General features: G+C 68.0%; 18 protein-coding genes. 16 read left to right on the top strand and 2 right to left on the bottom strand.

Features of this window, described 5'->3' with window-relative positions; genetic code table 11:
- Nucleotides 1-173 precede the first annotated feature (173 nt).
- The 9 genes from atpB to ABD989_RS08795 all read left to right on the top strand — a co-directional run bounded on the left by atpB (nucleotide 174) and on the right by ABD989_RS08795 (nucleotide 7,903).
- Nucleotides 174-992 (top strand): F0F1 ATP synthase subunit A, encoded by an 819-nt coding sequence (gene atpB, locus ABD989_RS08835; protein WP_246997005.1) that lies wholly within the window; start codon nucleotides 174-176, stop codon nucleotides 990-992.
- Nucleotides 993-1,098: 106 nt separating this feature from the next.
- On the top strand, nucleotides 1,099-1,347 hold the full coding sequence (locus tag ABD989_RS08830) for an ATP synthase F0 subunit C (protein WP_005937765.1): 249 nt from the start codon (nucleotides 1,099-1,101) through the stop codon (nucleotides 1,345-1,347).
- Between the two features lie 14 nt (nucleotides 1,348-1,361).
- On the top strand, nucleotides 1,362-1,925 hold the full coding sequence (locus tag ABD989_RS08825) for a F0F1 ATP synthase subunit B (protein WP_246995042.1): 564 nt from the start codon (nucleotides 1,362-1,364) through the stop codon (nucleotides 1,923-1,925).
- Between the two features lie 102 nt (nucleotides 1,926-2,027).
- A complete protein-coding gene (locus ABD989_RS08820) occupies nucleotides 2,028-2,843 on the top strand; it encodes a F0F1 ATP synthase subunit delta (protein ID WP_246995044.1) in 816 nt (271 codons plus the stop codon).
- 61 nt (nucleotides 2,844-2,904) lie between these two features.
- Nucleotides 2,905-4,539: a F0F1 ATP synthase subunit alpha gene (atpA, locus tag ABD989_RS08815; protein ID WP_345313206.1), complete on the top strand. Its 1,635-nt coding sequence runs from the start codon at nucleotides 2,905-2,907 to the stop codon at nucleotides 4,537-4,539.
- A 2-nt stretch (nucleotides 4,540-4,541) separates the two neighbouring features.
- Nucleotides 4,542-5,504 (top strand): F0F1 ATP synthase subunit gamma, encoded by a 963-nt coding sequence (locus ABD989_RS08810; protein WP_345313205.1) that lies wholly within the window; start codon nucleotides 4,542-4,544, stop codon nucleotides 5,502-5,504.
- A 29-nt stretch (nucleotides 5,505-5,533) separates the two neighbouring features.
- On the top strand, nucleotides 5,534-6,979 hold the full coding sequence (gene atpD / locus ABD989_RS08805) for a F0F1 ATP synthase subunit beta (RefSeq protein ID WP_246995050.1): 1,446 nt from the start codon (nucleotides 5,534-5,536) through the stop codon (nucleotides 6,977-6,979).
- A gap of 9 nt (nucleotides 6,980-6,988) precedes the next feature.
- Entirely contained in the window at nucleotides 6,989-7,366 is a 378-nt protein-coding gene (gene atpC / locus ABD989_RS08800; protein WP_246995052.1) for an ATP synthase F1 subunit epsilon, read from the top strand.
- Nucleotides 7,367-7,453: 87 nt separating this feature from the next.
- Complete coding sequence (locus tag ABD989_RS08795; RefSeq protein ID WP_345313204.1) at nucleotides 7,454-7,903, top strand: DUF2550 domain-containing protein; 450 nt, start codon at nucleotides 7,454-7,456, stop codon at nucleotides 7,901-7,903.
- 15 nt (nucleotides 7,904-7,918) lie between these two features.
- On the opposite strand, the gene ABD989_RS08790 is transcribed toward ABD989_RS08795, so the two are convergent.
- A complete protein-coding gene (locus tag ABD989_RS08790; RefSeq protein WP_246995056.1) occupies nucleotides 7,919-8,509 on the bottom strand; it encodes a cob(I)yrinic acid a,c-diamide adenosyltransferase in 591 nt (196 codons plus the stop codon).
- Between the two features lie 141 nt (nucleotides 8,510-8,650).
- Here ABD989_RS08790 and murA point away from each other — a divergent pair, with 141 nt between their 5' ends.
- The 7 genes from murA to ABD989_RS08755 all read left to right on the top strand — a co-directional run bounded on the left by murA (nucleotide 8,651) and on the right by ABD989_RS08755 (nucleotide 17,327).
- Nucleotides 8,651-9,907, top strand: coding sequence for a UDP-N-acetylglucosamine 1-carboxyvinyltransferase (murA, locus tag ABD989_RS08785; RefSeq protein ID WP_345313203.1), 1,257 nt, complete (start codon nucleotides 8,651-8,653; stop codon nucleotides 9,905-9,907).
- A 165-nt stretch (nucleotides 9,908-10,072) separates the two neighbouring features.
- Nucleotides 10,073-11,344, top strand: coding sequence for an NDMA-dependent methanol dehydrogenase (gene mdo, locus ABD989_RS08780; RefSeq protein ID WP_246995059.1), 1,272 nt, complete (start codon nucleotides 10,073-10,075; stop codon nucleotides 11,342-11,344).
- A gap of 115 nt (nucleotides 11,345-11,459) precedes the next feature.
- Nucleotides 11,460-12,497 carry a MadB family AAA-type ATPase gene (locus ABD989_RS08775; RefSeq protein ID WP_246995061.1) on the top strand — a complete coding sequence of 346 codons (1,038 nt, stop codon included), beginning with the start codon at nucleotides 11,460-11,462 and terminating at the stop codon, nucleotides 12,495-12,497.
- 1 nt (nucleotide 12,498) lies between these two features.
- On the top strand, nucleotides 12,499-14,031 hold the full coding sequence (gene madC, locus ABD989_RS08770; protein WP_345313202.1) for a MadC family VWA domain-containing protein: 1,533 nt from the start codon (nucleotides 12,499-12,501) through the stop codon (nucleotides 14,029-14,031).
- Nucleotides 14,032-14,089: 58 nt separating this feature from the next.
- Nucleotides 14,090-15,268 carry an iron-containing alcohol dehydrogenase gene (locus tag ABD989_RS08765; RefSeq protein ID WP_345313201.1) on the top strand — a complete coding sequence of 393 codons (1,179 nt, stop codon included), beginning with the start codon at nucleotides 14,090-14,092 and terminating at the stop codon, nucleotides 15,266-15,268.
- Between the two features lie 2 nt (nucleotides 15,269-15,270).
- Nucleotides 15,271-16,659 (top strand): MadS family sensor histidine kinase, encoded by a 1,389-nt coding sequence (locus ABD989_RS08760; protein WP_246995067.1) that lies wholly within the window; start codon nucleotides 15,271-15,273, stop codon nucleotides 16,657-16,659.
- Nucleotides 16,656-17,327, top strand: coding sequence for a MadR family response regulator transcription factor (locus ABD989_RS08755; RefSeq protein ID WP_246995069.1), 672 nt, complete (start codon nucleotides 16,656-16,658; stop codon nucleotides 17,325-17,327). The genes ABD989_RS08760 and ABD989_RS08755 overlap by 4 nt, the downstream gene beginning before the upstream one ends.
- Before the next feature lie 70 nt (nucleotides 17,328-17,397).
- Here ABD989_RS08755 and mftM read toward each other — a convergent pair whose 3' ends face one another.
- A complete protein-coding gene (gene mftM / locus ABD989_RS08750) occupies nucleotides 17,398-18,276 on the bottom strand; it encodes a mycofactocin oligosaccharide methyltransferase MftM (protein WP_345313200.1) in 879 nt (292 codons plus the stop codon).
- Between the last annotated feature and the right edge of the window lie 508 nt (nucleotides 18,277-18,784).

Raw genomic sequence — 18,784 nt, 5'->3', positions numbered from 1 at the left:
GGGGGCCGGATTGGTTTCACCCGGGTTCGCCTTGATAAAGTTCTGCACGCACCACCACTGCGGAAGCAACGCCTCAACGCGCTGCGGCCGCACTGTGCCCGCACCGATAGCCGATCGAACCGAGAGTCCACGGGGCTCCTCGGTCCCGAACACGGGAGAGAACGCTGAGCGTCATCCTGGCCACTGCGACCCAGCTCAATGAGCAGGGTCTGCTCCTCGCCGCCGAAGAGTTCCACACGCCGAGCCTGAACGACTTCTTCCCGCCCGCGGTCCTGTTCGAAGGCACCGTGTTCGAGTTGAACCGCATCACCATCATGCGGGTCGTGATCTCCGTGCTGGTGGCAGCCGGCTTCGCGTTCGCGATGCGCAGCCCCAAGGTGATTCCCCGCGGTGTGCAGAACGTCGCCGAGTCCATGCTCGACTTCGTGCGGATCAACATCGCCGAAGAGATCCTGGGCAAGGAGAACGGCCGCAAGTTCCTGGCCATCATCGCCTCGATCTTCTTCGCCACGATCTTCCTGAACCTCTCGTCGATCGTGCCGTTCCTGAACATCTCCTCGAACGCGCGCATCGGCATGCCGCTGGTGATGGCCGCCGTCGCCTACATCACCTACCTCTGGGTGGGTATCGCCAAGTACGGCTTCTTCGGCTTCATCAAGTCCTCGATCGTGCTGCCCGGCGTCCCGCTGGCCATTCAGCCGCTGCTGATCCCGATCGAGTTCATCTCGACCTTCGTCCTGCGTCCGTTCACGCTGACCATTCGACTCATGGCCAACATGCTGGCCGGTCACATCATGCTGGTGCTGTTCTTCGCAGCCACCCAGTACTTCCTGTTCAGTGGTACCTGGCACGTCGTCTTCGCCCCCTTCGCGTTGCTCGCGGGCGTCGGCTTCACCTTCTTCGAGCTGCTGGTCATCGGCCTGCAGGCCTACATCTTCGCGCTGCTGACCGCGGTCTACATCGACCAGTCGCTGCACGCGGACCAGCACTAAACCTCCCGGAGCCGGTCAACCCCGAGCGGCTCCTCCAAACCCCCAGAACTGACTCACTCGTCCGCCCGGGCGGGGAGCCACCAAGAAAGAAAAGGGAATCGAAAAGATGAGCTACATCGCCCAGACTCTCGCCGACACCACCACCACCTTCGAAGGCTCCGGCTTCGGTGCCATCGGTTACGGCCTGGCCGCCATCGGCCCGGGCATCGGCGTGGGCATCGTGGCCGGCAAGGCCATCGAAGGTATCGCCCGTCAGCCCGAGCTCGCCGGCCAGATCCGCACCACCATGTTCCTGGGTATCGCACTCTCCGAGGCACTGGCGCTGATCGGTATCGTCGTCGGCTTCATCTTCTGATCTGAGACACCGACATGATCAACACCACTGACCTGTATCTCCTCGCGGAGGAGAGCACGGACAATCAGAACCCGCTGTTGCCGGCGTGGTACGACATCATCTGGTCGTTGGTCGCCTTCGCCGTCGTTCTCTTCGTCTTCTGGAAGTACGTGATCCCGCGTTACCAGAAGGTCCTGGACGAGCGTCGCGAGACCATCGAGGGCGGCATCGAGCGCGCCGAGGCCGCACAGGCCGAAGCCAACGCTTCGCTCACGGCGTACCGCGAGCAGCTCGCCGGCGCCCGTGAAGAGGCGGCCGGTATCCGTGATGAGGCGCGCCAGCAGGGCACGCAGATCATCGCCGATATGAAGACCCAGGCCACCGCGGAAAGCGACCGGATCATCGCCAACGGCGCTGCTCAGCTCGCTGCCCAGCGTCAGCAGATCGTTTCCGAACTGCGCGGCGACGTGGGCCGACTGTCGGTCGACCTCGCTGAGAAGCTGGTCGCGTCCGAGCTGTCCGACGGCACCAAGCAGGCCGGCACCGTCAATCGGTTCCTCGCGGAACTCGACGACGTCGCCGATCAGGCCGCGAAGTAAGAGTTCCGATGATGGCGGAGTCAGGTGCAGGGCGGCGGAGAGATCTTCGCCGTACCTGTGACCGTCTCCGTCGTGCCATGCCACTAGAAGGAATGTAGGTAGATGTACGCAGCGTCAAGCCGCGAAGCCCTCGAAGGCGCCCGCGTCGAGCTGGAAGCCGCCCTGCGCGGTGTTCCGAGCGCGGAGGCGGTCACCATCGGTGACGAGTTGCTCTCGTTCGCCCAGACCGTGTCCGACAATCGTGCGCTGCGTACTGCTCTGGCCGACTCGGCCACGCCGACCGCCGCCCGCGCCGACGTCGCTCGCGACGTGCTCAAGGGCAAGGTCAGCGAGGTCACGCGTACCACGGTGGCTTCGGCCGCCGCGCGCCCCTGGTCCAGCGACAGCGATCTGGCTTCCGCTCTGCAGGAACTCGGTCGCGAGGCCATGCTGGCTTCGGCCAAGGCCGACGGTCGCCTGGACACGGTCGAGGAAGAGCTGTTCCTGCTCGGCCGGACGGTCAAGGAGAACACCGAACTCGAGCAGGCCCTGTCCGACCGCACGCGGTCGCAGGCCGATCGCGCCGGACTCCTCGACGGATTGATCGCCGGTAAGGTCGACGACGTGACCCGTCGTCTCGCCGTGCAGGCCGTCACCACCAGCGCCGACGCGCCCGGCGACGTCATCGACGAGCTCTCCGGGCTCGCCGCCGGCGCCAACGGCCGCAAGGTCGCCTACGTCACCTCCGCCGGCGAACTGTCCGCGCAGCAGCGGACCGAACTGGCCGACAAGCTCTCGGGCATCTACGGCGCGCCGGTCACCCTGCACGTCGAGATCGACCCCGAGCTTCTCGGTGGCGTCGTGGTCCGCGTGGGCGACGAACGCATCGACGGAAGTATCGCCGGCAAGCTGGCGGCCCTGCGCCGCAGCCTGCGGTGACCACCCAAGCAACAACGATTCCCCACCCCTTTAAGCAAGCCCAGGAAGAGCAGGCAGGAATATGGCCGAGTTGACCATCTCCTCCGATGAGATTCGGAGCGCGATCGCAAATTACACCGAGGAGGTGCGCGGGGAGGCCACTCGTGAAGAGATCGGCCTCGTCACCGACACCGGCGACGGCATCGCTCACGTGAGCGGACTGCCCGGCGCCATGGCGAACGAGCTGCTCGAGTTCCCCGGTGGAATTCGCGGCGTCGCGCTGAACCTCGACCTGGATGCGGTCGGCGCCGTCATCCTGGGTGACTACGAGAACATCGAAGAGGGCCAGGAAGTCAAGCGGACCGGCAACGTGCTGTCGGTGCCGGTCGGCGACAAGTTCCTCGGACGTGTCATCAACCCGCTGGGCCAGCCGATCGACGGTCTCGGCACCATCGAGTCCGACGAAGAGCGCGTCCTCGAACTGCAGGCCGCCTCGGTGCTCGAACGTCAGCCGGTCGAGGAGTCCCTCGCCACCGGTATCAAGGCCGTCGACGCCATGACCGCCATCGGTCGCGGCCAGCGCCAGCTGATCATCGGCGACCGTAAGACCGGCAAGACCGCGGTCTGCATCGACGCCATCCTGAACCAGAAGGACAACTGGGCGACCGGCGATCCGGAGAAGCAGGTTCGCTGCATCTACGTCGCCGTCGGCCAGAAGGGCTCGACCATCGCCGGCGTCAAGACCGCGCTGGAAGAGGCCGGAGCGATGGAGTACACCACCATCGTCGCCGCCCCCGCGTCCGATTCGGCCGGCTTCAAGTGGCTGGCTCCGTACACCGGTTCGGCCCTCGGCCAGCACTGGATGTACCAGGGCAAGCACGTCCTCATCGTGTTCGACGACCTGTCGAAGCAGGCTGAGGCCTACCGCGCCATCTCGCTGCTGCTGCGTCGCCCGCCGGGCCGCGAGGCATACCCGGGTGACGTCTTCTACCTGCACTCGCGTCTGCTGGAGCGTTGCGCGAAGCTGTCCGACGAGCTCGGCGGCGGTTCGATGACCGGTCTGCCGATCATCGAGACCAAGGCCAACGACGTCTCGGCGTTCATTCCGACCAACGTCATCTCGATCACCGACGGCCAGGTCTTCCTGGAGTCGGACCTGTTCAACAAGGGCGTCCGCCCGGCGATCAACGTCGGTATCTCGGTCTCCCGAGTCGGTGGCGCCGCTCAGACCAAGGGTCTGAAGGACGTCTCCGGTTCGCTGCGTCTGGAACTGGCTCAGTTCCGTGAGCTGGAAGCCTTCTCGGCCTTCGCCTCGGACCTCGACGCCGCGTCGAAGGCTCAGCTCGAGCGCGGCGCCCGCTGGGTGGAGCTGCTCAAGCAGGACCAGTACAGCCCGGTCGCCGTCGAGGACCAGATCGTCTCGCTGTACCTGTGCGGCGAAGGCTTCATGGACTCGGTGCCCGTCGCCGACGTCCGTCGCTTCGAGAGCGAGCTGCTCGGCGACCTGCACCACAGTGCGAAGGGCGTCTACGCCAACATCGCCGGCGGTAAGAAGCTCTCCGCCGAGGACAAGGCCGCGCTGGCGACGGCCACCGACAACTTCAAGGCCGGCTTCATCGCCTCGGACGGCTCGCGTGTCGTCGAGGTCGCAGCCGATCCCATGGCCGCTGAAGACGTCGAGTCCGAGACGATCCGAGTGACGAAGAAGACGAAGTAGTCATGGCCTCCATTCGGGAACTGCGTTCGCGGATCCGGTCGATCGAGTCGACCAAGAAGATCACGAAGGCGCAGGAGCTGATCGCGACGTCGCGCATCACCAAGGCGCAGGCGCGAGTGGCTGCCGCTCGTCCGTACTCCGAGGAGATCACGGAGGTGGTCGCGTCGCTCGCGTCGCGGGCGAACCTGGACCAGATTCCGCTGCTCAACGCACGGCACGATCCGAAGCGCGCCGCGGTCCTGGTCGTGACCAGCGACAGCGGTCAGTGCGGCGGCTACAACTCGAACGTGCTCAAGGAGACCGAAGAGCTGCTGTCGCTGCTCCGCTCCGAGGGCAAGACGCCGGTGCTGTACGTGATGGGCCGCAAGGGCATCGGGTACTACACCTTCCGTGACCGCCAGGTCGCCGGCAGCTGGTCCGGTTTCTCGCAGCAGCCCGTGTTCGCCGACGGCGCCGCCGCGGTGAAGCACCTGGTGGACTCGTTCCTCGCCGGCAGCGGCGAGAACGTGCCCCTGCCGGACGGCAGCGGTGACATCGAGGGCGTCGACGAGTTGCACATCGTCTACACGCGCTTCGTGTCCATGCTGTCGCAGCAGCCGGTGGTGCGCCGCATGGCGCCGATCGACGTCGACTTCGAGCTGGAACAGATGAATCTGGGCCGCGACATGCTCGACGAGTCGCCCGCCGCCGGTGGCGTGCAGGCCGACATCGAGTTCGGCGGCGACGACCCCAACGGGCTGCTCGACGCCCTGCTGCCGAAGTACGTGGCCGCGCGGATCTTTGCCGCGCTGCTCGACTCGGCTGCTTCGGAGAGCGCCGCACGTCGTACCGCCATGAAGGCGGCCACCGACAACGCGACGGAGCTGGAGAAGAACCTGAGCCGTCAGGCCAATGCGGCCCGCCAGGCGCAGATCACCCAGGAAATCAGCGAGATCGTCGGCGGCGTCGAAGCGCTCGCGCACTGACAAGACATATCGAGGAAAGAGAAAAAACCATGACTGCAGCAGTCACCGACCCGACCGCCGCCGCCTCGGCGACCGCGGGTCGCGTCGCCCGGGTCATCGGCCCGGTCGTCGACGTCGAGTTCCCGCGCGGCGCCGTGCCGGCCCTGTTTAATGCTCTCCACGCCGAGGTCACCCTCCCGGCCGTGGCCAAGGTGCTGACCCTCGAGGTCGCCCAGCACCTCGGCGACAACGTGGTGCGCACCGTCTCCATGCAGCCCACCGACGGACTCGTCCGCGGTGCCGCCGTCACCGACTCCGGCAAGCCGATCTCGGTGCCCGTCGGCGACGTCGTCAAGGGTCACGTCTTCAACGCTCTGGGCGACTGCCTGGACGCACCGGGTACCGGTCGCGACGGCGAGCAGTGGGGTATCCACCGCAAGCCCCCGGCCTTCGACCAGCTCGAGGGTAAGACCGAGATCCTGGAAACCGGTATCAAGGTCATCGACCTGCTGACCCCGTACGTCAAGGGCGGCAAGATCGGTCTGTTCGGTGGTGCCGGTGTCGGCAAGACCGTTCTGATCCAGGAGATGATCACCCGTATCGCTCGCGAGTTCTCCGGCACCTCGGTGTTCGCCGGCGTCGGTGAGCGTACCCGTGAGGGCACCGACCTCCACCTGGAAATGGAAGAGATGGGCGTCCTTCAGGACACCGCCCTCGTCTTCGGTCAGATGGATGAGCCCCCAGGCACGCGTATGCGCGTCGCCCTGTCGGCCCTGACCATGGCCGAGTACTTCCGCGACGTGCAGCACCAGGACGTGCTGCTGTTCATCGACAACATCTTCCGGTTCACCCAGGCCGGTTCCGAGGTCTCGACCCTGCTGGGTCGTATGCCTTCGGCCGTGGGTTACCAGCCGACGCTGGCCGACGAGATGGGTGAACTCCAGGAGCGCATCACCTCGACCAAGGGCCGTTCGATCACCTCGCTGCAGGCGATCTACGTCCCCGCAGACGACTACACCGACCCGGCGCCGGCGACGACCTTCGCGCACCTGGATGCGACCACCGAGCTCTCGCGCCCGATCTCGCAGCTGGGTATCTACCCGGCCGTGGATCCGCTGACCTCGACCTCGCGTATCCTCGAGGCCTCGATCGTGGGCGACGAGCACTTCCGCGTCGCCAACGAGGTCAAGCGAATCCTGCAGAAGTACAAGGAACTGCAGGACATCATCGCCATCCTCGGTATGGACGAGCTCTCCGAAGAGGACAAGGTCACGGTGGGCCGCGCCCGTCGTCTCCAGAAGTTCCTCGGCCAGAACTTCCTGGTCGCCGAGAAGTTCACCGGCCAGGTCGGTTCGGTTGTGCCCCTCGCGGACACCATCGACGCCTTCGACCGCGTGTGCAAGGGCGAGTTCGATCACCTGCCCGAGCAGGCGTTCAACAGCTGCGGTGGACTCGACGACGTCGAGGCCGCTGCCGCGAAGATCGCCGGAAAGTAGTCGCGAACCATGGCTGACAAGACCTTCCGGGTGGACGTCGTCTCGCCCGATCAGGTGCTGTACTCCGGGGATGCGACGTTCCTGCGGGCGCAGACCACCGACGGCGAGGTCGGGATCCTGGCCAGCCACGCGCCTCTCTTCTCCGAGCTCGCGCCCGGTGGCTGCGTCGTGGTCACCATGGCCGACGGCAGCAAGCTTGCGATCGCGGCTCAGGGCGGCTTCCTGAACGTGACCGGTACCGACGCGAAGGTGCTGGCCGAGTCCGCACAGCTCGCGGACGAGATCGATCTGGCGGCCGAACGCGCTGCTCTCGAGGCGGCAGAGGAGGGGTCGGCAGCGTACCTGCAGGCTCGTTCTCGGATTCGTGCCGTCGAAGCTGTGAGTTAGCGACCGAGTCTGACATGATTCACGTCATCAGCCGTCCCGCCTGGCGGGGCGGCTGGTGACGTTTTCACTATCTGAAGGGTGCACCGAATGCCGTGGTGGGGTTGGTTGGTCCTGGCGCTGGTCGTCGGTGCGGTGCTGTTACTGGCCGGTCTGATCTATCGGGTGCGCGAGGTGCGGCGCGCCGGCACCCCGGTGATCCTGCGGGCCCTGCCCGCCGAGAGCGATCGCGGGTGGCGGCACGGGTCGGTGCATTACACCGAATTCGCCCTGGTCTACTACCGGCTGACGGCGCTGCTGCCCGGGCCGACGGCGGCCCTGCCGCGGCGGCACGTGGAGCTGCATGGTCGACGTGCCCCGGAGGGCACCGAACTCGAGATCATGGACCCGGACATGGTGGTGCTCGAACTGCACGTCACCGGTCCCGGTCCCGGTTCCGGCGACTACGAGATCGCCATGTCGCCGATCCTGGTCACGGCGTTCTCGTCCTGGCTGGAATCGCGCCCGCCGCGACGGTCTCGCCGCCGCGGCGCGCGCTGATTCGGTAGGAGTCGGTCAGCGATTCCGGTTCGCGCCCGGAACCCACTTCACATCGCTGGTGCCGGCGCGGACGTTCGCCACGCGGCCGAGGATGAACAGCAGATCCGACAGGCGATTCAGGTACTTCGCGGGGAGCACGCCGGTGTCGTCCGGGAAAGCCTCCACGGCGGTCCACGCCGCACGCTCGGCGCGCCGGGTGATCACCCGGGCCTGGTGCAGCAGCGCCGACAGCGGCGTGCCGCCGGGCAGGATGAACGAGTCCAGCGGGGTCAGTTCCGCACCGAAGCTGTCGCACCAGGCCTCGAGCCCGTCGATGTAGCCCTGCTCGATGCGCAGCGGGGGATACTTAGGGTTCTCCACGATCGGCGTCGACAGGTCGGCGCCCGCGTCGAACAGGTCGTTCTGCACGGTGGCGAGCACCGCGGCGATGTCGGCCGGGACGTCTCCGCCCAGGGTCAGCGCCAGCCCGATGGCGGCGTTCGCCTCGTCGCAGTCGGCGTAGGCGGCGACGCGCGGGTCGTTCTTGGGGACGCGGGAGAAGTCCGAGAGACCGGTGGTGCCGTCGTCTCCGGTGCGGGTATAGATCTTCGTCAAGTGGACAGCCATGGGTCGACGGTACGCCAGGCCGTCCCGAGGAGGTGTTCGCGCGTCGGTCACGCGTGCGTCGGTCCCGTGCTTCCGGGGCGGGAGAGGCGCGTCGGCGTCGTCGATCGGCGGCCTCGGCTCTCGGTGCCCTAAGCTAGCGCCGTGAGTGATCGCTATTTGGTGACCGGGGGAGCCCGCCTTTCCGGCGAGGTGGTTGTGGTCGGTGCAAAGAACAGTGTGTTGAAGCTGATGGCCGCGGCACTGCTCGCGCACGGGCGTACCGTGCTGACCAACGTGCCGGTGATCGCCGATGTGCCGTTGATGGCGGAGGTCCTGCGCGGTCTCGGAGCACAGGTGGAGATCGACGGCGATACCGTGGTGGTCGATTCCCCGGAGCTGCCCGACCATCACGCCGACTTCGATGCCGTGAAGCAGTTCCGGGCGTCGGTCTGCGTGCTGGGCCCGCTGATGGCGCGCTGTAAGCGTGCGGTCGTGGCGCTGCCCGGCGGCGACGCGATCGGCTCGCGGCCGCTGGACATGCACCAGTCGGGTCTGCGGGCGCTCGGCGCGCACAGCACCATCGAGCACGGCTGCGTGGTGGCGGAGGCGGAGGCGCTGACCGGCGCGGCGATCAGCCTGGAGTTCCCGTCGGTGGGCGCCACCGAGAACATTCTGATGGCGGCGGTGCTGGCCGAGGGCGTCACCACCATCGACAATGCGGCCCGCGAGCCGGAGATCGTCGATCTATGCACCATGCTGAACCAGATGGGCGCCCGGGTGGAGGGCATCGGCAGCGGCACCCTCACGGTGACCGGCGTGGCCGAGCTGACCCCCACCACGCATCACGTGGTCGGCGACCGCATCGTGGCCGGCACGTGGGGCATCGCGGCGGCGATGACGCGCGGCGACGTGACGGTGCTCGGAATCGACCCGGCGCACCTGGCCCTGGTGCTCAAGAAGCTCGAGGATGCGGGCGCCCGGGTGGATCGACTGCCGGACGGCTTCCGGGTCCGCCAGGACGACCGGCCGCGCGCGGTGGACACCGCGACCCTGCCGTTCCCGGGCTACCCGACGGACCTGCAGCCGATGGCGATCGGTCTGGCGACGGTGTCCGAGGGACTGTCGCTGATCACCGAGAACGTCTTCGAGGCGCGCTTCCGCTTCGTCGAGGAGATGGTGCGCCTGGGCGCCGACGCCCGCACCGACGGTCACCACGCGGTGGTGCGCGGCGTGGAGCAGCTCTCCAGCGCGCCCGTCTGGTCGAGCGACATCCGGGCCGGCGCCGGTCTGGTGCTGGCCGGGCTGGTGGCCGACGGCGTCACCGAGGTGCACGACATCGAGCACATCGATCGCGGCTACCCGCACTTCGAAGAGCACCTGCGCCGCCTTGGCGGCGTCATCGAGCGCATCAGCGACTAGCTTCTGAGGGCGGTCACCTGTCCGGTCGGACAGGGCCGCCACTGACCGGTGGGACCGACCGGCCGCGCAAGCGGTCAAGGACCCTTGTCGAGGGTGTGACCTGGGCGACAGTCTGGGGATGTCACAAAGACATCCGCCGACGACTGTTCGACAAGGAGACATCCGATGGCAATCGAGCTGAATCAGATCTGGGACTTCCCGATCAAGGAGTTCCACCCGTTCCCGAAGGCGAAACTCGGGGTCGGTGCGCACGACATGATCGGCGTCGAGGCCAAGGACCTCGGCATGACTCGCGTGCTGCTGATGACCACCGGCCTGCGCGGCTCGGGAATCATCGACGAGATCAAGGGCAAGATCGAGTGGCAGGGCGTCGACGTCGTCGTCTTCGACGAGGTGGAGTCCAACCCCAAGGACTACAACTGTATGGACGCGGCGGCGCGCTACCAGTCGGAGAAGTGCGACGGCATCATCTCCGTCGGCGGCGGATCCAGCCACGACGCCGCCAAGGGCGCCCGCATGGTGATCGCCCACGACGGCCGCAACATCAACGAATTCGAAGGCTTCTCCAAGGCCACCAACAAGGAGAACCCGAAGCACATCGCCGTCTCCACCACGGCCGGCACCGGCTCGGAGACCTCGTGGGCGTACGTCATCACCGACACCTCCGACATGGAGAACCCGCACAAGTGGGTGGCCTTCGACGACACCTGCCTGGTGGATCTCGCGATCGACGACCCGCTGCTCTACTACTCGTGCCCCGAGCACTTCACCGCGTTCTGCGGGTTCGACGTGCTGGCGCACTGCAGTGAGCCCTACGTCTCGCGGCTGGACTTCGCGCCGTCGCTCGGCAATGCCAAGTACGCGATCGAACTGATCCGCGACCACCTGCGCACCGCCGTCTACGAGCCGCACAACCTGGAAGCCCGCACCGGCATGATGCACGCGCAGTACATCGCCGCGCAGGCCTTCAACTCCGGCGGTCTGGGCCTGGTCCACTCGCTCTCGCACGCGTTCAGCGCGTTCTACGACAGCCACCACGGTCTGAACAACGCGATCGCGCTGCCGCGCGTGTGGGAGTACAACCTGCCGGCGCGCTACGAACGGTTCGCCGACATCGCCGCGCTGCTGGGCGTGGACACCTCCCGGATGAGCACGGTGCAGGCGGCCGACGCCGCGGTGGAAGAAGCCATCCGCATCTCCAAGGATCTCGGTATTCCGGACAACTTCGGTCAGCTGAACGTCAACAGCTACGAGAAGAACCGGATGAACACCGGCAAGTACGCGGGCAAGGGCGACGGCGTCGACACCTCGGAGGCCCAGATCCGGGCCATCTCCGAGCACATGATGGGTGACTGGTGCACGCCCGGTAATCCGCGCACCTGCACCGTCGAGTCGATGATTCCGATGGTCCGCCACGCCATGGTCGACAGCTACTGACCGACCTGGCCGCGCAGGTGCGGACCGCCGATCCCGCACTCCCCCGACGCGGGGTCGGCGGTCTGCTCCCTTCGTTCGACCCGATCACCGAGGACACACCACACCGAGGGACATGATGACCGACACCGAATTCGCCACCGCCACAGCACTGTCCGCGGCACTCGCCGAGCAGGGCTATCTGATTCCCGACGACCTCGCGGTGGTGGTGCACCTGGCCACGGTGCTCGACCGGCCGCTACTCCTCGAAGGCCCGGCCGGTGTCGGTAAGACCGAACTGGCCAAGGCACTCGCCGCCGCCTCCGGGCGGTCACTGATCCGCCTGCAGTGCTACGAGGGGCTCGACGACTCCCGCGCCCTCTACGAGTGGGACTACGCCCGTCAGCTGCTGCACGTCCAGATGCTGCGCGACCGGATCAGCGCGGAGCTCGCCGCCTACGACTCGCTCGCCGAGGCCAGTGCGGCCCTCGCGCAGACCGAGGTGGGCGTCTACAGCGAAGACTTCCTGGTGCCGCGACCGCTGATGGCGGCGATCATCGCCGAGACGCCGACCGTGCTGCTGGTCGACGAAGTGGACCGCACCGACGAGGCGATGGAGGCGGTGATGCTGGAGGTGCTCGCCGAACGGCAGGTCACCGTGCCCGAACTGGGGACCTTCACCGCGCGCTCGGCGCCGTGGGTGATCCTCACCTCCAACGACACCCGCGAGCTGTCGCCGGCGCTCAAACGCCGCTGCCTGCACTTCCAGGTGGACTATCCGGACGCCGAACGGGAACGCCGCATCGTCGCGGTGCGGGCCCCCGAGGTGGAGGAGTCGGTGGTGGCCGACGTCGTTGATCTGGCCCGGCGGTTGCGCGAGCTGCCGCTGCGTAAGAGCCCGTCGATCGCCGAGGTGATCGACGCGGCCCGCGCCGCGTCGCGCCTGGCCGACGTGGGTGACACGTCGACCGGCGAGCGCATCGGCGGCCAGGATCCGGCGTTGCTGTCGTTGTTGGTGAAGTTCGGCACCGATCTGGACCACGTCCGGCGCGTGCTGGCCGTCGACGCCGCCGAGCAGAACCGGATCGCGGTGGGGGTGGACGGGAGCAGCCCCGGCGGCACCGTCACCGAGCGCGCCTTCGGCGCCGGCCGCGCACGCAGCTCCGCGCGGAGCTGACATGCTCGCCGCGCACGACGTGCAGACGGGGCCGGACCGGCTCCTGGTGCGGTTGGCGGTGGAGTTCGGCCGGGTGCTCCGGCTGTTCTCGGTGCAGGCCAGCCCCGCCGAGGTGATCGAGATCTGCCGGGTGCTCGACCTGGTCGGCGGCGCCGATCTGGAGCAGCTGCGCACCGCGTTGCGCGCGGTCACCGTGAAGTACGGCTACGAGCGCGACGGTTTCGAGGAGGCCTTGGCCCTGTTCTTCCTCGGCCACCACGCCGACGCGGAGGACGACGAGTTGCCGCGGGTCCGCGGCCTGCTGTCGGGCCTGCCCGACGACATCGACTGGGACGAGGAGTTCAGCGGCGGCGGCCGGATGATCGGCGCCGACGAGCACACCGTCGAGATCGGCGACCTGATGGCCGACGATCCGGACGCCCGCGAACGGAACGCGCAGAGCGCCCACCGCGAGGAAAACGACTTCTCGGTCTCCGGCGGCGCCGAGCAACTCCAGGTGGACACCGAGAACTCCAGTGTCTCCGGCGGCGTCACCTACACCGTGGAAGTAGAGCACGCGGACGCCTCCCAGGTCGGGGAGCTGACCGCGGCCGCCACGCGGGTGGAGGGCACCACGCTGAACCTCGCCGACGCGGCGGCGCTGCTGCGTGCCCTGGACGCGAGCGACGGCCGGCACGCCTACGGCGTGGACGGTGCGGCCGGACTCGACGCCGCGGCGATCGCCGAACTCGAGGAGGCGCTCACCCGCTTCGTGGAAGCTCTCACCGACCGGTTGGCCGGTGCCGCGGTGCTGAGCACCGTCGACGATCCGCCCACCCGCGTCCACCGCGACCAGGCCGACATCGACCGCGCCTGCCATCGACTGGTGCAGCGCATGCGCGGCGCCCCGCGCCGGGTCAGCCGGCTCACCACCGCCGGTCGCCTCGACTTCCGGCGCACCATGCGGGCGGCGGTCGCCACCGACGGGGTGCCGCTGGAGCTGTGGCGGCGCCGCACCACTCCCGGTCCGGTGCGGCTGCTGGTCCTGGTCGACGTCTCGATCTCGGTCCGCCCGGTGACCGGCTTCATCCTGCGGCTGGCGCAGACCCTGCACAAATTCGGGGACCGGTGCGAGGTGGTCGCCTTCGTCGACCGCCCGGTCCGGGTGACACCGGCCCTGCGCAGCGCCTCGCCCGACGGCGCGCTGGCGGCCGTACTGGCGGCGGACGGTCTGGATCTCTCGGCGACCAGCGACTACGGGCGGATGTGGCACGAGCTGCTCGACGAGTACGGCGACCTGATCACCTCGCGGACCAGCGTGCTGGTGGTCGGCGACGCGCGGCACAACGCCTTCGATCCGCGGACGGACCTGTTCGACGAAGTAGCCCGCCGCGCCTACCGCGTCGCGTGGCTGACACCGGAACCGGAACGCTATTGGTCCCAGACCGGGTGTGCGTTGGGCGATTACGCGGAACAATGTGCGGCAGTGGTGAGTGCACGCGACGGGGCCGAGGTCCTGGAGCGCTGCGACGAACTCGGGGCCGCGCTGCGATGAGACTTCGGCGGCCCCGGCGGTGATCGCTCGGGGACCAGCGCACAGGAGGTGCACGTCGATGTTGTCTATCCCGCCGCGCGGGCAGGGGCTGCACCGGTTGACCAAGTTCCAGACCCCGGAGATCCTCTTCGGTCCCGGGGCGCTGGCGCAGGCCGCGAACGCGGTCGCCGCGCTCGGCGTCGAACGGCCGCTGGTCGTCGCCGATCGAAATCTTGCCCGGACGCCGTGGCTCGAACGGCTGCTCGACGATCTGCGCCGCCGCGGCCTGCAGCCGGCCACCTACCTGGATGTGACGCCCAACCCGCGGTCGAGCGAGGTGATCGCCGGTCGCGAGGCCTACGCCGACCACGGCGCGGACGGGCTGGTGGCGCTCGGCGGCGGTTCGGTGATCGATACCGCCAAGGGCGTCGCCGTGCTGGCCGCCAACGGCGGCGACATTCTGGAGTATGAGGGGATCGATAAGGCCGCGGTGTCGCTGCCGCCGCTGGTCGCGATCCCGTCGACGGCCGGCAGCGGCGCCGATGTCTCGCAGTTCTGCATCATCAACGACACCGAGCGACGCACCAAGGTGACCATCGTCGGTCGCACCCTGGTGCCGAACGTGGCGGTGATCGACCCGGAACTGGTGTCCACCGCACCGCCTGAGGTGATCGCGCAGGCCGGGATGGACGCGCTCACCCACTGCGTGGAGGCGTTTGTCTCGCTTGCCCGCGGGCGGCTCACCGACGCGCTCGCCGTGGATGCGCTCACCGGGGTGTGGACCAATCTGGAACGCCTCGTGCAGAGCCCGGACGACGCCGACGCCGCCTCGGAGATGTCGCTGGCGGCGACGCGGGCCGGCATGGCCTTCACCAATGCGATCCTCGGTGCCGCGCATGCGATGAGCCACCCGGTGGGCGGCTACTGCGATGCGCCGCACGGCACGGTCAACTCGGTGCTGCTGCCGCACGTGGTCCGGTACAACGCCGAGGTGTGCGCCGACGACTTCGCGGTCCTGGCCGGCGCCGTCGGACTCTCCGACACCGGGGGCGACCGCACCGTGGCCGACCGACTGGCCGACGAGATCGGTGGCCTCGCCGAGCGGGTGGGGATGCCGTCGACGCTGAGTCCGCTCGGTGTGCGGGCAGGTGACCTGGAGCTGCTCACCGAGCGCGCGTTGGCCGATTCCTGCATGATGACCAACCCGCGCCGCCCCGAGGCGGTCGGCATCCTGGACGTCTACCGGGCGGCGCTGTAGACGTGAACATTCCGCGCCCCGCACCCCGCGACGAGACCGCCCCCGGCGACGACCTCGCCAGCCTGGTCGGGCTGAGCAGCGTCAAGGGCGGGCACTACGCCCAGTACCGCGGCAGCGAGGCGCGCCTGCACCGCGTGATGGCGGCGCTCGAAGGCATCTCGGGGGCGCTGGCGCAGACCGATCAGGGGCCCGAACGCCTCGTCGTCGACGTGGTCGAGACGGTCCGGGAGCACCTCACCGCGCAGTGGGTGGTCTTCGCCCTGGCCGACGGCCAGCTGGAACAGGCGGCGCCGCGCCACCTCATCGCCGCCCCGGAGCGGGGCATCCTGGCCTTCGAAGGCGTGAGCATCGCGCATGCACCGACCGAACTGCCGGTCGAGGTGCTCAACCGACTGATCGACCTGCTGCGCGGCGAACGGGCCGTGCTCGCCGCACCGATCGTCGACGACCACCACCTGCACGTCCCGATCGCCTATCGCGGCCGACTCGTCGGCGGGCTGTCGGCCTGGACGCCGCCCGAGCGGCAGGTGGACCAGGCCGACCTGCAGGTCCTGCAGATCCTCGCGCGCCAGACGGCGGTGGCGATGGTGAACGCCGAACTCTTCTTCGAGACGCGGCGACGCGCCACCGAGCTCGCCGACCGCAACGCCGAACTCGAGCGCACCCAGCGCGAGTTGTCGGCGGTCCAGCGCACCGCGCTGCTGAACACCGAGCGCAGCCGGATCGCCCGGGAACTGCACGACTCGGTGGGGCAGTCGGTGCTGTCGGCGGGCCTGCAGATCGAGCTGTGCCGCGGGCACGTCGACGCCGAGGTGGCCGACCACCTGGACAAGGCGATGCTGCTCTCGCGGGAAGCGGTCGGTCAGCTCCGCAACGTGATCTACACGCTCAACGACGCGAGCGACCCGTCGGCCAGCATCGCCGAGGCCCTGGATCGACTGTGCGAGCTGCACATGCCCGCGCAGACCGCGGCCACCGTGACGGTGCGCGGCCGGCCGCGGGAACTGCCCGGCGAGATCCAGCACGCGGTGCTGCGCATCGCGGGCGAATCGCTGTTCAACGCCGCCGTGCACGCGGATGCCGGTCACGTCACGGTGAGCCTCGGGTACACCGACGATCGGATTCTGCTGGCGGTGGACGACGACGGCATCGGGGATCCGGGCCGGTTGCGCAGCCTGCTGCGTGCGGCCTCGGCCGGGGACGTCGCCGGCGGTCGTCGTCGGGGCCTGGCCAACATGGCCTCGCGGGCGGGCGAACTGGGCGGCTCGCTGCGTATCCGCCGATCCCGGGCCGGCGGCATCCGCATCGCGGTGGAGATCCCGCTCGGGGACACCGGGATAGGGGTCAGTGAGATCGGGGCCAGGGATATCGGGGAAAGGGGATCGGCATGACCGAAGACGGAACCGAGGCTGTGGCCGGGGCACCGACGATCCGCACCGTGTTGGTCGACGATCACGCCGTCCTCCGCGAGGGTCTGCGCGCGCTGCTCGACCGACACGACGGCATCGCCGTGGTCGGGGAGGCCGGCACCTACGACGGCGCCCTCACCGAGGTGGCGCATGCGCGCCCGGACGTCGTGGTGGTCGATCTGAAACTCACCGCGGGCACCGACTACGAGGGCATGCGCCTGATCGCCGAACTGCACCGGTGGAACCCGGACCTGTCGATCCTGGTGCTGACCACCTTCCTCGACGACGACCTGGTGGTCCGCGCGGTCCGCGCCGGTGCGCGTGGGTACGTGGTCAAGGACGTCGACACTACCGAACTCGTGCGCGCGATCCGGGCCCTCGCCGACGGCGGCAGCGCCTTCGACCCGCGGAGCTCGCTGAGCGTGATGCGCGCGATGGCAGGGGAGCGCGAGGTGGCCGCCGAACTCACCGACCGCGAACGCGAAGTGCTGCGGCTGATGGCCGACGGCTTGTCGAACCCGGCGATCGGGCGCCGGCTCTACATCTCCGAGTCGACGGTGAAGTTCCACATCCGGAACCTGATCCGGAAGCTCGGCGTCTCCAAGCGCACCGACGCGGTCTACGTCGCCAGCAAGCGCGGCCTCATCTGAGGGCCTCGAGCCCGAGAGGCGGTTCGCGTCGAGGGCTCCTGGCCGGGGGCTTCAATCCCGGGCGACTCCGTCAGCGCGGTTCCAGGACCAGCCAGCCGCCGTGGTCGTCGAAGATCTCGACCGAGCAGTCCGGCCGGTCGGCAGCCCATCGGTGCAGGTCGGCCTCGGTCAACCGCTGCCGGTGTCCGAAGTGCTCGTTCGGCACCTCCTCGTAGGGCACCGCGATCACTACGCGTCGACGCGCCACCCGTACCGCTTCGTCGATCGCGCGCGTCACATCGGGGCCGTCGAGGTGCTCCAACAGGTGGATCAGCGTCACAGTGTCCGACGAGTCGGTGGCATACGGCAGCGACCGGGCGTCGGCGAGCGACGTCGCCAGCGGAACCCCGAAGTCGGCCGCGGCCGCGTCGAGCAGCTCCAGCGCACCCGGGCAGATGTCGCAGGCACTCACCCGAAAGCCGTCCTGGGCGCACTGCAACGCGAGCAGTCCGAAGCAGGAACCCACCTCGAGCACGGAGTCGCCGACCAGCAGCGAGCGTGCGCGTCGGTGCACGGGACTGAACGCACCGTCCGTACCGCGCAGTTCCCGCACCGAATTGCGGTAGAAGTGCCGCCACGCCGCGGCCGGATCGACGTGGCACGACTGCACCACCTCGGTGAAGACCTGCTCGAACTCGTCCTGTCCGACGATCAGACCCTCGTCGACGAGACCGCACAGGCCGGCGACCACCGTCTGGTCGCTGATCGTGTCCGCAGTGAGTGGGTGATGCAGGCGCAGCGACTCGGGCGTGGAGCGGACACGGAAGCGGTCGGCACCCGTGTGCACCTGGACGTCGCGTTCGGCGCCGTACCGCCGCACCACGTCGCGGCTGTGCACGAGCTCGGAGTCCGTCACCGGCGACACGTCGGCCTCGGTGAGCGCGGTGCTGGTCGGAGTCGGTCCGTTCATGCACAAACGCTAAGTCCAGGGCAGGGCGGTCGGGAACTGTCCGATCAGGCGCGGTGACTGACCGATAGGACAGGTCATGCCACCGAAACCGCCCTGACCAGTCGAGTTGTGTTCCCGTTCGGCCCTGTGTAACTTAGTCCAAGTCGTCAGCGACCAAGTTTCTTCCAGAAATTCGGTATCGCAGGTTGACAAACAGGATCAAGCTTGTTTACAGTAGTGATCCTGCCGGTCAGAAAGTCTGGTGCCGGCCTACTGGTGAGGCTGACCACAGCGAGTTGACCGGGACGGGTTCCGGATGTAGTCTGGAACAGTTGCCCGCGAGACGGACAACAGGCTCTGCTCATTGAAGTTCGCACAGCGAAAGTTGTTGTGTGGTGTTGGTGGGTGTGTGTTTTTTGAGAACTCGATAGTGTGTAAGAGAAATTTTCTTGTGCCAGTTATGTTTTGGCTGGTGTCGAGGATTTTTTGGACAAGAATTTTGTTTTTGTTTTTGATTGTTTTTTGATGC

The sequence above is a fragment of the Gordonia alkaliphila genome (assembly GCF_039542465.1).
In the GTDB taxonomy this organism is placed as follows: domain Bacteria; phylum Actinomycetota; class Actinomycetes; order Mycobacteriales; family Mycobacteriaceae; genus Gordonia; species Gordonia alkaliphila.
The sequence above is the reverse complement of the archived record's forward strand: the minus strand, read 5'-3'. Positions and strand labels throughout refer to the sequence as shown.

Excerpts from the sequence above, each read along its gene's own strand:
- ABD989_RS08830 (WP_005937765.1), top strand. The coding sequence starts at position 1,099 with ATGAGCTACATCGCCCAGACTCTCGCCGACACCACCACCACCTTCGAA.
- ABD989_RS08825 (WP_246995042.1), top strand. The coding sequence starts at position 1,362 with ATGATCAACACCACTGACCTGTATCTCCTCGCGGAGGAGAGCACGGAC.
- ABD989_RS08820 (WP_246995044.1), top strand. The coding sequence starts at position 2,028 with ATGTACGCAGCGTCAAGCCGCGAAGCCCTCGAAGGCGCCCGCGTCGAG.
- atpA (WP_345313206.1), top strand. The coding sequence starts at position 2,905 with ATGGCCGAGTTGACCATCTCCTCCGATGAGATTCGGAGCGCGATCGCA.
- ABD989_RS08810 (WP_345313205.1), top strand. The coding sequence starts at position 4,542 with ATGGCCTCCATTCGGGAACTGCGTTCGCGGATCCGGTCGATCGAGTCG.
- atpD (WP_246995050.1), top strand. The coding sequence starts at position 5,534 with ATGACTGCAGCAGTCACCGACCCGACCGCCGCCGCCTCGGCGACCGCG.
- atpC (WP_246995052.1), top strand. The coding sequence starts at position 6,989 with ATGGCTGACAAGACCTTCCGGGTGGACGTCGTCTCGCCCGATCAGGTG.
- ABD989_RS08795 (WP_345313204.1), top strand. The coding sequence starts at position 7,454 with ATGCCGTGGTGGGGTTGGTTGGTCCTGGCGCTGGTCGTCGGTGCGGTG.
- ABD989_RS08790 (WP_246995056.1), bottom strand. The coding sequence starts at position 8,509 with ATGGCTGTCCACTTGACGAAGATCTATACCCGCACCGGAGACGACGGC.
- mdo (WP_246995059.1), top strand. The coding sequence starts at position 10,073 with ATGGCAATCGAGCTGAATCAGATCTGGGACTTCCCGATCAAGGAGTTC.
- ABD989_RS08775 (WP_246995061.1), top strand. The coding sequence starts at position 11,460 with ATGACCGACACCGAATTCGCCACCGCCACAGCACTGTCCGCGGCACTC.
- madC (WP_345313202.1), top strand. The coding sequence starts at position 12,499 with ATGCTCGCCGCGCACGACGTGCAGACGGGGCCGGACCGGCTCCTGGTG.
- ABD989_RS08765 (WP_345313201.1), top strand. The coding sequence starts at position 14,090 with ATGTTGTCTATCCCGCCGCGCGGGCAGGGGCTGCACCGGTTGACCAAG.
- ABD989_RS08755 (WP_246995069.1), top strand. The coding sequence starts at position 16,656 with ATGACCGAAGACGGAACCGAGGCTGTGGCCGGGGCACCGACGATCCGC.
- mftM (WP_345313200.1), bottom strand. The coding sequence starts at position 18,276 with ATGAACGGACCGACTCCGACCAGCACCGCGCTCACCGAGGCCGACGTG.